Source organism: Streptomyces sp. NPDC055962 (genome assembly GCF_042270185.1).
Classification (GTDB): Bacteria; Actinomycetota; Actinomycetes; order Streptomycetales; family Streptomycetaceae; genus Streptomyces.
The window spans coordinates 955295-969232 of the sequence record NZ_JBHJYN010000001.1; the positions used below are offsets into that span (position 1 = coordinate 955295).

At 72.3% G+C, this 13938-nt stretch carries 12 protein-coding genes; 5 read left to right on the forward strand and 7 right to left on the reverse strand.

Annotation, left to right across the window (positions count from 1 at the left end; all coding sequences use genetic code 11):
- Window positions 1-216: 216 nt before the first annotated feature.
- Complete coding sequence (locus ACFC51_RS04280; protein ID WP_376371336.1) at window positions 217-1269, reverse strand: BMP family protein; 1053 nt, start codon at window positions 1267-1269, stop codon at window positions 217-219.
- Window positions 1270-1485: 216 nt separating this feature from the next.
- Window positions 1486-2691, reverse strand: a complete 1206-nt coding sequence (locus tag ACFC51_RS04285; RefSeq protein ID WP_376371446.1) for an amidohydrolase — start codon at window positions 2689-2691, stop codon at window positions 1486-1488.
- A 313-nt stretch (window positions 2692-3004) separates the two neighbouring features.
- Here ACFC51_RS04285 and ACFC51_RS04290 point away from each other — a divergent pair, with 313 nt between their 5' ends.
- From ACFC51_RS04290 to ACFC51_RS04300, 3 genes are all read left to right on the forward strand, one after another.
- The gene (locus ACFC51_RS04290) at window positions 3005-3217 is read left to right on the forward strand and encodes a hypothetical protein (RefSeq protein WP_376526919.1); all 213 of its coding nucleotides are present in this window, start codon (window positions 3005-3007) and stop codon (window positions 3215-3217) included.
- Complete coding sequence (locus ACFC51_RS04295) at window positions 3217-3720, forward strand: hypothetical protein (RefSeq protein WP_376526920.1); 504 nt, start codon at window positions 3217-3219, stop codon at window positions 3718-3720. Before ACFC51_RS04290 ends, ACFC51_RS04295 begins: the two co-directional genes overlap by 1 nt.
- Before the next feature lie 125 nt (window positions 3721-3845).
- The gene (locus tag ACFC51_RS04300) at window positions 3846-5582 is read left to right on the forward strand and encodes a serine/threonine-protein kinase (protein WP_376526922.1); all 1737 of its coding nucleotides are present in this window, start codon (window positions 3846-3848) and stop codon (window positions 5580-5582) included.
- An 18-nt stretch (window positions 5583-5600) separates the two neighbouring features.
- Here the strand turns inward: ACFC51_RS04300 and ACFC51_RS04305 are convergent, their stop codons facing one another.
- The 4 genes from ACFC51_RS04305 to ACFC51_RS04320 are packed head-to-tail and all read right to left on the reverse strand — an operon-like array spanning window position 5601 to window position 10254.
- Window positions 5601-6644, reverse strand: coding sequence for a hypothetical protein (locus tag ACFC51_RS04305; protein ID WP_376526924.1), 1044 nt, complete (start codon window positions 6642-6644; stop codon window positions 5601-5603).
- A gap of 11 nt (window positions 6645-6655) precedes the next feature.
- Window positions 6656-7591 carry an N-acetylneuraminate synthase family protein gene (locus ACFC51_RS04310; RefSeq protein ID WP_376371326.1) on the reverse strand — a complete coding sequence of 312 codons (936 nt, stop codon included), beginning with the start codon at window positions 7589-7591 and terminating at the stop codon, window positions 6656-6658.
- Window positions 7592-7603: 12 nt separating this feature from the next.
- Window positions 7604-8848: a cytidylyltransferase domain-containing protein gene (locus tag ACFC51_RS04315; RefSeq protein ID WP_376371323.1), complete on the reverse strand. Its 1245-nt coding sequence runs from the start codon at window positions 8846-8848 to the stop codon at window positions 7604-7606.
- A 20-nt stretch (window positions 8849-8868) separates the two neighbouring features.
- The gene (locus ACFC51_RS04320; protein ID WP_376526926.1) at window positions 8869-10254 is read right to left on the reverse strand and encodes a DUF6716 putative glycosyltransferase; all 1386 of its coding nucleotides are present in this window, start codon (window positions 10252-10254) and stop codon (window positions 8869-8871) included.
- A gap of 208 nt (window positions 10255-10462) precedes the next feature.
- Here ACFC51_RS04320 and ACFC51_RS04325 point away from each other — a divergent pair, with 208 nt between their 5' ends.
- Together ACFC51_RS04325 and ACFC51_RS04330 are read left to right on the forward strand one after the other, a co-directional pair.
- Entirely contained in the window at window positions 10463-11446 is a 984-nt protein-coding gene (locus tag ACFC51_RS04325) for a glycosyltransferase family 2 protein (RefSeq protein ID WP_376526928.1), read from the forward strand.
- Window positions 11443-12765, forward strand: coding sequence for a polysialyltransferase family glycosyltransferase (locus tag ACFC51_RS04330; RefSeq protein ID WP_376371316.1), 1323 nt, complete (start codon window positions 11443-11445; stop codon window positions 12763-12765). Before ACFC51_RS04325 ends, ACFC51_RS04330 begins: the two co-directional genes overlap by 4 nt.
- Before the next feature lie 10 nt (window positions 12766-12775).
- Here the strand turns inward: ACFC51_RS04330 and ACFC51_RS04335 are convergent, their stop codons facing one another.
- The gene (locus ACFC51_RS04335) at window positions 12776-13894 is read right to left on the reverse strand and encodes an acyltransferase (RefSeq protein WP_376526930.1); all 1119 of its coding nucleotides are present in this window, start codon (window positions 13892-13894) and stop codon (window positions 12776-12778) included.
- Between the last annotated feature and the right edge of the window lie 44 nt (window positions 13895-13938).

Here is a 13938-nt window from a genome sequence, read left to right on the forward strand (position 1 = left end):
GCGGGGTGAAGTTATCGCGCCAGAAGGCTGTCTACACGCGTAGCGCTGCCGAATCGTGAAGCGCAGGCACTCGGCACGGGCGGAACTCCTGGTGCGAAGCCGGTGCGAGCAGGGCACTGCGAGGGGCACAACTTCTTCGATGAGCACCCCACGGGCCCGGAGCGGCGATGGTGCACACTCCGGGCCCACGGGAAACCAGCGCGACGACCGGAGTCGTTACGGGGTGGTCTTGACGGTGATGGTGCCGTCGATGATGCCCTTCTTCGCCTTGTCCACGGCCGCGATGACGTCGGTCATCTTGGTGAAGGCCGGGTTGGACATGGCGAGGCCGACGCCGTCCTTGTCGAGGCCGTAACGGACCTCACCGGACTGCGGCTTGCCGTCCTGGACCGACTTGATCAGGTTGAAGACGGAGTCCTCGACGTCCTTGGTGACCGAGGTCAGGATCGACGCCTTGTAGGCGGCGAGGCCCTCCTGCTTGTACTGGTCGGAGTCGACGCCGATGTTCCACTTGCCGGCCTTGGAGACGGCCTCGATGGCACCGGAACCGGCCAGACCGGCCGCCGAGTAGACGACGTCGGCACCCTTGTCGAGCTGCCCCTGGGCGGCGGCCTTGCCGAGGTCGGGCTTGGAGAAGCCCGAGAAGTCCGGCGGCTGGGTCAGGTACTGCGGAAGGACGTTCACCGACGCGTCGGTGTCCTTGACGCCCTGGATGAAGCCGGCCTCGAACTTCTTGATCAGCGGGGTCTCGACACCACCGATGAAGCCGACCTTTTTGGTCTTGGTGACCTTGGCGGCGGCGACACCCGCCAGGTAGGAGCCCTGCTCCTCGTTGAAGACGATGTTGGCGATGTTGTCGCCGGTCACCGAGGCGTCGTCGATGATGCCGAAGGTGATCTTCGGGAACTTCGGGGCGACCTTCTTGATGGCGGGGGCGTAGGCGAAGCCGACACCGATCACCGGGTTGTTGCCGGCGCGGGCCAGCGAGGTGAGGCGCTGGACCTTGTCCGCGTCCGACTCACCCTCGGAGGGCTCGGCCTCGGTGCCCTTGACACCGAGGTCCTTCTCGGCCTTGGCCAGCCCCGCGTAGGCGGCGTCGTTGAACGACTGGTCGCCGCGGCCACCGATGTCGTAGGCGATGGCCGTCTTGTCGGCCTTGGAGTCGGACGACGTACCGCTGTCCGACGACGAGTCGCCACATGCGCTGACGCTGAGCGCAAGCGCCGCGGACATGACGCCCACGGTGGCAATCCTGGTGATCCGGCGCAAGGGAAGGCTCCTTCAAACCTGACCGAAGCGCCTCTTCCGGCGCTGGTTTCGCGGCGATCGTAACGCGCGTAGATGTCAGATAAGGACCTGTACGGAAGCCGTTATCGGATCGTCGCGAACAAGAGGTGTCCTGGCCGGTTACGACCCGTTACCAGCGGGGAACACGAAGCCGTCACGAGGCCGCTCCCCAGCCTCTCACGCTCCCGGAATCCTCGATCAGCCGTCCAGCAGTGCGGCGGCGGTGAACAGCTCCACCCCGACCGTGATCGCCTCTTCGTCGACGTCGAAGTTCCCCCGGTGCAGGTCCAGGCCGCGGGTGTCGCCCGGTGCCCGTACCCCGAGCCTGGCCATGGCCCCCGGGATCTTCTCCAGGTACCAGGAGAAGTCCTCTCCGCCCAGGCTCTGTTCGGTGTCCTCGATCGCATACGATCCGCGGCGGATGGTCATCGCGGCGTCGAGGAGACCGATCGTCTCCGCCTCGTTCACCACGGGAGGCACGCCCCGGACGTAGTCGATCACCGTCTTGGCCCGGTACATTCCGGCCACCTCGTCGATCGCCGCGTGCACCAGGTCGGGTGCCTGCCGCCAGCTCTCCAGATCGAGGCAGCGGACCGTCCCGGACAGCTCGGCGTGCTGCGGGATGACGTTGGGCGCGTGGCCGGTCTCCAGCCGGCCCCAGGTGACAGCCATCCCCGCCCTGGCGTCGACGCGGCGCGCGAGCAGCGCGGGCACGTCGGTGGCGACCCGGGCGGCTGCGGTGACGAGGTCGGTGGTGAGGTGCGGCCGGGCGGTGTGCCCGCCGGGTCCGTCGAGGGAGATCTCCACGCGGTCGCAGGCCGAGGTGATGGGCCCGATCCGGAGTCCGATCCGGCCCACGTCCACCTTGGGGTCGCAGTGCACCCCGATGATCCGCCCCACGCCGTCCAGCACCCCGGCCGCGACCGCGTCGGAGGCTCCGCCGGGCAGCACCTCCTCGGCGGGCTGGAAGATCAGCCGCACCGGGCGGGGCAGCAGCCCCTGCCGGTCCAGGTCGCTCAGGACGAGCCCGGCCCCCAGGACACAGCTGGTGTGGACGTCGTGTCCGCAGGCGTGGGCCCGGTCGGGCACGGTGGAGCGGTAGGAGACCCCCACCTTGGTGTCCGGGATCGGCAGCGCGTCGATGTCACCCCGCAACGCCAGCATCGGCGTCACACCGTCCCACTCCCCCACGTCACAGACGAGTCCCGTGCCACCGGGCAGCACCTGTGGCTCCAGGCCGGCCTTCTCGAGCCGGGCCTTGATGGCGGCCGTCGTACGGAACTCCTGATTGCCGAGCTCAGGGTGCATGTGCAGATCACGGCGGAACGCGATGAGCTCGGCACGCAGGTCGTCGGGCAGGGTGCCGGGCAGGACGGCCTCTGTGTGGGGCGCACGGGACTTCAACTGGTTCACCCAGTCAAGGGTAGGCCCACCGCACCCGCAACTGGCCACAGATCAACAAAAGTTCAGCCGCATAGAGGAACAATCGGTGGTGCTGCGGCGTGTGACGGAGGGCTTCGGTGGGTAAACTCGGCCGTTTTCCGCCGCGATGGGACGGGTGCGACATGCACGTACGGCGGCGGGGGAGCCGGAGAGGGCGAGGCGGGCATCGCTCCGGCCGAGCCGCGCGAGAGCGAGGTACGCGGGCAAGCACAGCGGCTACCGGGCCGTCGGCCTGTGGGCCGCGGCGGGGTGTCGACCGGCGCCCTCCCCGGGCATGGCCGTCGCCCTCCCCTGCATGCTGGAGTACGACGGCGAGGGCCGGCACGGGCTCGTCAAGGGGCAGGGCCGGCTCCAGACGGTGCGGGACCAGACCGGTCCCGCGTTTCTCCTGCTGTACGCCCCGGCCGGATGGAAACCGCTCGCAGGGCTCACACCCCGACCCGGCGGACGCGCGCCGAGCGCGTCCCGGACACTCCCGAGGTTCTGATGAAGGCGTTCCACCCATCCGATTCGGCGCAGACCACTCATCCCTCCGATGCGCCGTCCACCCTGCTCCACCGCTTCGACCGGACCTTCCGCGTCTGGTACTACGGGGTGGGCCACTCCCGCCTGTTGCTCCGTTCCCGCGCGGACGGCGTGGAGGACACCCGGCTGGACCTCCACTTCGAGGCGGTCGAATCCATGCGGCTCGTGACCTGCTACGAAGGCCTCGAACTCCATACGGTCGGCGACGACGAGTTCGCCCGCGTCTTCGAGGAGACCGGCGTCCCCGCGGCATGGCGGGCGTCCCGGCTCGTGGTCGGGCTGAGGTCCCGCACCGGCACGGGACACGTGCAGTGTGCCCGCGTCATAGCCGACCGGCACCGGGGAAACGAGGACCCGGCCCCCGGTGCCACCGAGATCCGCGACGTGGTCTGGAGCCTACGGCCCTCGGACCTGCGCGCCTCCGGTGCGGCCGACGACGGCCCGGTGGCCCGGCACCATGCGTGAGGCAGGGCTCAGCCCGCCGATGACGGGCGGACCGGCCCGGGGGCGGATCCGGTAACAGGCCCCGCAGGGAATCCACTTAGGCTGCTGCCGTTGGCCGATGCATCGAAGTGGGGGGTACAGGGCTGATGAGCCATGCCGCAGAGGTCTTCCAGCCACTCCGGTCCGACGACCCGCCCTCGGTGGGGAGTTACCGGTTCGCCGCGCGACTGGGGGCCGGCGGGATGGGCCGGGTGTATCTGTCGCACACACAGGGCGGCCGCCCCGTGGCGATCAAGGTGGTCCGGCCGGAGCTGGCCGACGATCCCGGCTTCCGAAGACGGTTCGCCCGGGAGATCAAGGCGGCTCGGCAGGTCAAGGGGGCGTACACCGCCGAGCTGATCGACGCCGACGCCGACGGCGTGCCGCCGTGGCTGGCCACGCTGTACGTGCCCGGGCCGTCGCTGACGGAGGCGGTCACCCGGCGCGGTCCGCTGCCGGTGCCGGCCGTGCTGTGGCTGATGGCCGGGGTGGCGGAGGCGTTGCAGGCCATCCACGCGGCGGGCATCGTGCACCGGGACCTGAAACCGTCGAACGTGCTGCTGGCGCCCGACGGACCCAGGGTGATCGACTTCGGTATCGCGCTGGCCGCCGACGGGACGTCGTACACCGCTCCGGGCAGCACGATCGGCACGCCCTCCTTCATGTCACCGGAGCAGGTGTCCGGGGGTGAGATCACTCCGGCGGCCGACGTCTTCGCGCTCGGCCAGACGGCGGCGTTCGCAGCGCTGGGACGGACGCTGTACGGCGACGGTTCCGCCGTCAACGTCCAGTACCGGATCCTGCACTCCGCACCCGAGCTGGAGCTGCTGCCCGAGCCGCTGCGTCCGCTGTTCGCCCGGTGCCTCGCCACCGAACCGGCGGCGCGTGCCACGCCCGCGGAGATCGTGGAGTGGTGCCGGCAACGCCTCGGGGCGGAGGCCGACACGGGCGGGGGGCCCGTCGTGTGGCGGGAGGTCGCCGGGCCGCAGACGGTGGTCCCCGCACCGGCCCCCGATCCGACCCCGGCCTGCCCGCAGCTGCCGGTGGGCACGCGTACGGCCGTGTCCACCGCCGTCCACGCGCCCCTGCTCCCCCCGCCCTTCCCGCAGCCGCAGTCCGGGTGGCCGCAGAAGCCGCTGACGGTGGAGGAGCGCAGGATCCGCAGGCGGCGCACCGTGCTGGTCACGGCCGCCGCGGTGACGGTGGCGGCGCTGCTGGTGGCGGGGGTGTCGTGGTCCCTGACGGACGCGCTCAGCCGGTTCGGCAACCACGACGCCGCAGGCTCCGGGACGTCCGCGACCGGACCGTCAGCCCGGTCGTCCGCATCCGCGTCCGCGCAGGGATCCTCTCCTGGCCCGTCCGACGGGCGATCGGACGGATCGGGCTCGTCCGGTCCGTCGGCGGTCGGGGCCGGGGACGACGCCACCGGGGACGGCTCGTCCGCACGGGACTCCGACGGGGAGCCGTGGCCCGACGTGTTCGCCCCGGTGACGGTGGACGCCGAGAACCGGCTCAGCCTCGCGCACCCGCCGTCGATGAAGGGCAACAAGGGCGACATCCGCATCAGTTGCGAGACGGTCAGCTGTGAGCTGAAGGGCGACCACACCGTGTTCATGCAGATATTCGGCGGTCACGGCACGGCCCTGGACGAGTGCCGCCTCATGCTCGGCAGCGCCGAGGAGCACAGCTGGACACTGGCCGCGACCGCGGTCGGCACCGAGATCTGCATGAAGGACGACGAGGGCAACATCGGGCTGTTCGTGGTCCAGACGAAGTCCACCTCCCAGCCCGACCGCGCCTTCCTCCAGGGGGACCTGACCGTCTGGCCGGGTGGGGACCGGTAGTGCGGGGAGCCCGTCCCCTCACCCCTCCGTGACCGCCGTGACCCGCCACGGCGCGAGCCGCTGCACGTCCTTGGCCGTCTCCGTGACCCCGCTCAGGAATCCCTGGGCGCGCGGGGACGCGGTGTCGCGGAGCCATTCCGGCTCTATGTTGCAGACGGCGACCTTCACGCCCGTGCCCGTGAGGGCCAGCGGGAGGGTGTGGACGACCGTGGACGGGAAGCTCAGCACCGTGTGGCCGATGGGGCCTCTGCGGGCGATGAGCTCCAGCGGAAGGTCCGGGCGGACGATCTCCAGGCCGGTGGCGGCTTCCAGGGCGTGGAGCTTGTCGGCGGACTCGCGCCGGTGGGCGAAGTAGCGGGTCGCGCCGTGGGTACGGGCGAGGGAGGTGACCGCCTCCTGGTAGGGGACGGGGTCGACCACGCCCGTCTCCACCAGGGAGGTGCCGACCAGGTCGGCGCCCTTGGTGATGAGGGGCGGCCCGAAGCGTTCCCGGGTCCAGGCGAAGGTGTTCGCGGTGACCTCTATGCCGTCCGGGGCCTCCACCGGCATCGCGGTGAACACCTCGACCGTACGGGTCGCCGACGGGGTGAAGCTGCGGCGGGCGGCGGAGGTGACGGGGGCCAGGAGCAGTTCGCGCGGGCCCCCGCTCCCCCGCCGGTGCCACCGCACCAGGCGTTCGCCGCGCGCGAGCTGCGCGACGAACTCCATGGTGGCGGTGCCGTCGTCGACGACCGTGATCCGGCGGGTACGGACCAGGGAGAGGAGCAGTTGCACGTACCGGGAGAACGGGTCCCCGATGACGATGCGGTCGGCCTTGCGGATCAGGCCGGTCAGCGCCCGCAGGGCCTTCAGAGGCGCGCCGTTCTCACCGCGCGCCTCCTGCCAGCGGACGGTGATGCCCTCGTCGCGGGCCAGCTCCGCCATCCTGCGCAGCTGGCCGCGCGACATCGGGTCGACCGGGGGGAGGACGACGACCGTGGTGGCGTCGTTGCCTCCCCTGGTGTGGGTCCACTCCAGGACGTTCAGGAGCTGGACCGGGCTCTCGACGAAGGCGAGGTTCACCGGTCGGCCCGTCAGACCGCGACCGGCTCGGCGGCCGGCGCGTTCTCGCCCTCGGCGACGACGCCCGCGACCCGGCGGAGCTTCTTCATCGGGCCGAGCTCGGACTCGTAGACCTTCTTGACGCCGTCGCCGAGCGAGGCCTCGATGGTGCGGATGTCACGGACGAGGCGGGTGAGGCCCTGCGGCTCGACGGAGGCGGCCTGGTCGGAGCCCCACATGGCGCGGTCCAGGGTGATGTGACGCTCGACGAACGTGGCGCCGAGCGCAACGGCGGCGAGGGTCGTCTGGAGGCCGGTCTCGTGGCCGCTGTAGCCGATCGGGACGTTCGGGTACTCCTGCTGGAGGGTGTTGATGACCCGCAGGTTGAGCTCCTCGGCCTTCGCCGGGTACGTCGAGGTGGCGTGGCAGAGCAGGATGTTGTCGCTGCCGAGGACCTCGACCGCGTGCCGGATCTGCTTGGGCGTCGACATGCCGGTGGAGAGGATGACGGTGCGGCCGGTGGCACGCAGGGCGCGGAGCAGCTCGTCGTCGGTGAGGGAGGCGGAGGCGACCTTGTGCGCGGGGACGTCGAACTTCTCGAGGAAGGCGACGGCCTCGGTGTCCCACGGGGAGGCGAACCAGTCGATGCCGCGCTTGGCGCAGTGCTCGGCGATGGCGGTGTACTCGTCCTCGCCGAACTCCACGCGGTGGCGGTAGTCGATGTAGGTCATGCGGCCCCAGGGGGTGTCCCGCTCGATGTCCCACTGGTCGCGCGGGGTGCAGATCTCCGGGGTGCGCTTCTGGAACTTGACCGCGTCGCAGCCGGCTTCGGCGGCCACGTCGATCAGCGCGAGCGCGTTGTCGAGGGAGCCGTTGTGGTTGATGCCGATCTCGCCGGTGACGTAGACGGGGTGGCCGGGTCCGGCGGTGCGGGTACCGAACGTGCGCAGACGGGAGGTGTTGCTCATGGTGGTGCTTCCTTACGTGGTGGGGGTGTCGGGCGTTTCGTGGGAGACGTTGAGGGTGGGGCCCAGGAGCCAGGCCGCGATCTCGCGGATGGCACCGGAGCCGCCGGGGTTGGTGGTCACGGCCCGCGCGGCGGCGAGGACCGAGTCATGGGCGTTCGCGACGGCGACGGGCCAGCCCGCCAGGCCGAAGCACGCCAGGTCGTTGACGTCGTTGCCGACGTAGAGCACGCGGTCGGGGGCGATGGACTGCTCCTCGCACCACTGCTTGAGCGCCAGGTCCTTGCGGTCGATGCCGTGCAGGACGGGGACCTGGAGTTTGCGGGCGCGGGCGGCGACGACCGGGTTCTGTTCCGTGGAGAGGATCAGGACCGGCATCCCGGCCCGGCGCAGGGCGGCGACACCGAGACCGTCACCCCGGTGCACGGCGACGATCTCGCGGCCGTCGGAGTCGATGAGGACGCGGTCGTCGGTCTGCGTGCCGTCGAAGTCGAGGACGACGGCGTCGACGTCCGCCCGGGTGGGGAACGGCGAGGGGTCCAGGAGCGGCGCGAGGGCGCGGGCGCGGGCCAGGTCGTGCGGGTCGTCGATCTCCAGGACCCGGGCAGGGTCGGTCGGCACGAGCGCGGTGTGGCCGAAGAAGCGGTGGCGGTGGGTGCGGAACCCCTCGACGTCCATGGCGTACGCGGCGCCGGTCTCCAGGTGGTCCTGGGGCCTGTCCTGCCGGCGGGGGCGTACGGCCTTGTCGTGGTTGACGCCGTAGGTGTCGTCCTCGACCGCGCTGCCGTCGCGCCACACGAAGCCGTGGAACGGGGCGACGGTGACGGCGGTGTCGGCTCCCCCGCGGGCGACGGCGGCGGCGACGCCGTCGATGTCGTCCCGGGTGATGAAGGGGCTCGTGCACTGGACCAGGAGGACCACGTCGGCCTTGCGGCCGTGCGCCGCCGTCTCGTAGGAGTGCAGCGCGTGCAGGACCGCCGCCTCGCTGGTCGCGGTGTCCCCGGCGATGGCGGCGGGGCGCTGCACGCAGTGCAGCCGGGCGTGCTCCCCGAGCGCCTCCGCGGCGCTCCGGGCCGCGTCGGCGATGGCCGCGTCGTCGGTCGTCACGACGACGTCCGTGACCTCGGGCGAGGCGAGGCAGGCGCGGACCGCGCGGGCGACGAGCGGTACGCCGCCGACCCGGGCGAGGTTCTTCGCGGGCACGCCCTTGGATCCGCCGCGGGCGGGGATCACGGCGAGCACGGTGGGGGTCGGGGTCATGGTGGCTCCTGAATCGGTGGTCACAGCTCGCCCATCCGCCGGATCACGGGGGCGACCCGCTGGACGCCGTGGCGGTAGGCGCCGCGCGCCGCGTTGCGCACGGTGTCGCGGACCGCGCCCCGGACCCGGCCGGTCTCCTTCGGCGTGACGGCGCCGGGCAGCGGCAGGCCGTCGGGGCCCAGGTGGTGGCGGGCGAGGATGCCGGGGAGGTATCCGGGCGCGGTGGCGGGCGTGTAGTAGGGGGTGAGGGCGGGGAGCGGCCCGGCGTCGAGCAGCTCCGCGACCCGGGCGCGGGCGGTGTCGTAGGCGGTGCCGTAGCTGCCGTCGGCGGCGACGCCCTGGCCGGCCAGCCACTCCTCGTCGGGCTCCGGGCGGAAGCCGCCATCGAGGTGGTCCCAGGAGGTGATCAGCCCCGATCCGATGAAGTGGTGGTTGCCGAGTGCCTCGCGGACGCCGAGGTCGGAGAGGATCGCGGTCGGGATCCTCCGGTGCAGGGATTCCAGCGCCGCGGTCGAGGAGACGGTGACCAGCAGGTCGGTGCGGTCCAGCACCTCGCCCATGTGCCCGTAGACGAGGCGGAAGTTGGGCGGCAGGCCGCCGGGGATCCGCTCGGCGAGGCGCTGGTAGGGCAGTTCCTCGATGTGCGTGGTGTGCTCGCCCGGCTTGGAGCGCAGCTTCAGCAGGACTTCGCGGGCGGGGTGCAGCCGGGCGTGCTCGACGAGCCGGCGCAGCAGGTACATGCGGTCGGCGCGGGATTCCGGGACGGAGGGCTGGGCGGCGAACACGACGGTGTCGCGTCCCTCCACCGCCTCGTGGGGCTCGCCGCCGAGGAACGGCAGGGCGGCTTCCGTGACGGACGATGCGTCGGCGCCGACTCCTTCGTACACCGCGCGGAAGCGCTCGGCGTCGTGGCGGGAGTTGGCGAGGACGATGTCCGCACCGTGGCGCAGCAGCAGGCCGTCCGCGAGCTTCTCGTAGACGACCCCGACGTAACCGGTGACGACGACGGGCCTGCGGGGCAGGTCCAGGGCGGCCAGGCCGTGCAGCATCGCCTGGACCGCTCCGCCGACGAGGGCGAGGACCACGACGTCGTACGCCTCGTCCCGCACCGTGTGCAGGAACTCGACGGCCGTCACCTCGCGCACCCGTCCGGTGTCGACGCCGACGTCGCCGACCTCGGCGAGCTGGCGGGGCGTCGGGGTGGCCCGGCCGCGCAGCAGCAGCCCGCTGATCTCGACGGGGCGCTCGGCCGCACCGGCGTCCGGGGCCCCGGCGATGCGGCGCGCAGTGAGCGCGCCCCATTTCCACCGGGTGTCGGAGTCGGCGAGCACGGCTATGCGGAGCGCCGCACGGTCGGCTGCGGGGGTGGCGGCCGGAGCGGCCGCGTCATCGGTACGAGGGGGCACGTCGTAAAAGCTAGGAAGCCATTTCGATCCGCGGCCCAACGTGATGGCAACAAATGGTTAACAGCCGGTCGACGGTTGGGGATTCACCCCGGAACCGATTCGAATCGGCCTTTCGCGCAGGCGGGTTCACCTTTCGGCCGCGTGCCGTTCACCTTTCGTACGGACGGGGGTCGAGGGAAATGCCGGCACCGCGTCTAGCGTGATGCGGGTGGTTAAGCTCTCCGTCATCGTGCCGTTCTACAACGTCCAGGCATACGCCCCCGATACGCTCAGAAGTCTGCGGGCCAATACCCGCGAGGACTTCGAGTTCATCCTCGTCGACGACTGTTCGACCGACGGGACGGCGGAACTCCTGCGCCGCGCCCAGGACGGCATCGAGGGGGTGATCGTGCGCCGGCACGCCCGCAACGCGGGCCTGGCCACCGCCCGCAACACCGGGCTGGACGCGGCCCGCGGCGAGTACATCGCCTTCCTGGACGGCGACGACTGGCTCGCGCCCGGTCACTACTCCCGCCTGCTGGCGCAGGCCGAGGCCCTGGACTGCGCGTTCGTGCGTACGGACCATGTCCAGGTCACCGGCACGGCCCGCACGGTGCGCCGCGTCCCGCACGGTCCGCGCGGAGTGGTGAGCGACCCCCGGGACGCGATCCTGCCCGCCGGCCGTACGACCTCGGTGGACTACGCGTTCGCCTGGGCGGGGCTCTACCACCGCAGTCTGCTGGACCGGGGGCTTCTGCGTTTCACCGACGGGCTGCGCACCGCCGAGGACCGGCCGTGGATATGGCGGCTGCACCGGGAGGCGGAATCGTTCGCGGTCCTGGGGACGCTGGGCCATTTCTACCGGCGCGGCGTCGCCTCGTCCCTCACCCAGATCGGAGACGAGCGGCAGCTCGATTTCCTTCGCGCGTACGACCAGGTGCTCTCCGACACGGCGGCCGACCGCGACGCGGACATCCTGATGCCTAAAGCGGTGAGGACCTATTGCGCCGTCATTTCCCACCACATGGCGTCGATCGGCAAATTCGAGCCGCCGGTGGCCCGCACCTTGAAATCACGGTGCGCTGCGGCGCTCGGCCGGATGCCCCGTCACGTGCTGGACGACGTCCTGGACTCCATGGACACCGAACGGGCGACCGTGCTGCGCAGGCTGCGCCGCCGGGCCGCCGTCACCGAGGGAGCGGCCGCCGCGTGACCACCCAGATCTTCGTCGCCTCCGGCCTGCGCGGCACCGCGCTGCTGGCCGCGGCACTCGACTCCGGCTGTTTCGACGAGTCCCGTCGCCGCGTGCTGCTCCTCTGCGACACCACGGCGGTCCCGGAGGCTGCGGCCCCGGTCGCCGCGGACCCCGGGTTCGGCCGGCTGCGCGCCCGCTTCGACGAGGTGCGCTCGTGGAACGACGCGGTGTTCCCCCTGCACCCGGCCGCCTGGTCCCCCCGCCCCGACGACGTACCCCTGTGGGAGCGCCATCTGCGCCGCGCGTGGGACCTCGGGGACGAGGAGGTGGAGCTGGCCCTGGAGTCCCCGCACACGGGCCCCTCCCGGGCACTCGCCCAGGTCTTCACGGGCGGTCCGGTGACGGTGTACACGGACGGCCTGACCGGATACGGGCCGACCCCCGGCAAGGTTCCGCCGCTGATCGGCACCCGTGTCCGGCAGCTCCTCCACCCGGATCTCCTCCCGGGCCTGAAGCCGCTGCTGCTGGGTGAGTTCGGCGTGCCGCCCCGGGCCGTGCCCACGAACGCCCTCCGCAAGGTCTTCGGGGAGATGGCCGACGCCGCTGCGGGGACCGGGGCCCCCGAGGGCTGCGCGCTCCTGCTCCTCCCCGAGACGGGCACGCTGCCCGTCGCGGAGGAGGCGGAGCTCCGCCTGCGGATGGTCCGGGGCACCGCCGCGCTCGGCCACACCCGTCTCGTCGTCGTCCCCCACCCCCGCGGCTCGGATCCGGTCCGCCCGGCCCTGCGGGCGGAGGCCGCACGCCTCGGCGCGTCGCTGGCGGTCCCGGAGCCCGGCCCGGCCGAGGTCCTCCTGGAGCGGCTGCGCCCCGCCCTCGTCGTCGGCTGCTCCTCGACGGCGCTGGTCGCGGCGGCGACGCACCACGGCCTGCCGGTGGCCAGGACCGGGACGGGCACCCTCCTGGCGAACCTGACCCCGTACGAGAACCCGGCGAGGGTGCCGGCCACGATCGTCGACGCCCTGCTCCCCGGCCTGGCGGGACCCGAGGACGTCCCGGCCGGGTCACCGGTCACCGCCGCCACGGTGGCGGAGGCGCTCGACGGCCTGCTGCCGGCGGTCGCGTTCGCGATGCAGCCCCGTGTCCGCCCGGACCTGCGTCCGGCGGCGGAGCGCTACCTCTCCGAGCGTCTCGACGCCCGGACCTGGCGGTATTTCAGGCGCCGCCGCCTGGGTTCGCTGGCCCTCCCCGGCGTGGTGCCCGCGCGTCTGGCCTTCGTCCGCCGGAGCCCCGCACTGCGCCGGCTGGCCCGCCGGGCGCGGGCGCTCGGGCGCCGCTGACGGCCGGGGATCAGCCCAGGAGCCGGGTGAGCCCCAGGCGCGTCCAGAGGAGTGCCGCGCCGAAGGAGAGCGCGGTCGTGGCGGCGGTGACACCGAGCACCAGGGCCGCCGCCACGGGCAGGCCCAGGTCCGTGTCCACGAGGACGTCGGTGAGCACGCCCAGGACCAGCACGTGCACCATGTACGCCCCGAACGAGGCTCCCGACAGGCGGGTGAGGGCGGGACGCAGGCGCTCGGGGACGTGCAGCCGGTGCAGGGAGAACAGCACGGCGGCGCTGAGCACGGCCACCAGGACGCTCGCGTACGGGATCGTGTAGTGCACCTCGTGCTGGTACGCGACGATCGCGGCCAGGGCCGCGGCGGCGGGGAGCAGCCACCACAGCCGCCGGCGTCCCGAGGAGACCACGGGCAGCACGAGGACCAGGGCGCCGAGGGCCGCGTAGATCAGCTGGTACGGGCCGAAGCCCCACCCGAAGCGCGGCAGTTCCAGGTCCGTGGTCCGCGACAGGTCGCCGAACATCGTCGGGGCGGCTCCCAGGGCGAGCAGGGCCACCCCCAGGCCCCAGGGACGCGCCCCGGACCTCGCCCCGGTCCTCATCAGGGCGGCGAAGCCGAGAAGCATGATCACCGGGATGTAGGCGTAGAGGTACCAGAGGTGGTAGGCCGGGCGGATCGAGGAGAAGAGCGCGTCGAACGCCAGCTCTCCCGCGGGGGCGTCGTTGGTGCCGCGCAGCCGGCCCCAGGCGATGTAGAGCGCGCTCCACACGGCGAGCGGCACGACGATCCGGACGATCCGCTGCCACAGCTGCCGGCCGTCGCGGACCGGGGCACCGGCCAGGACGACCCAGCCGGCCATCGCGAAGAACAGCGGCACGGCGAAGCGCCCCGCGGAGTCCGCCACCAGGCCCGCCCAGTAGGTGCCGGGGCCGTTCGCGGACTCACGGCCCGCGGTGTTCACGAACGCGGAGCCGGTGTGGCAGAGGATGACGCCGACCGAGCAGAGCAGCCGGATCAGATCGATGTCGTACCGGTGCTCGCGGCGTGGGCTCGGTTCAGGGGCGGGCTGCGGCGCGTGCGCGGAGGAGGGCGCGGCCGAGCCGGCCGGGGAGACGGAGGAAGGCATGGTCATCGCAGGCTACGAACGCGTCGGGCCGGGGTGAACTCCGGCCAGGT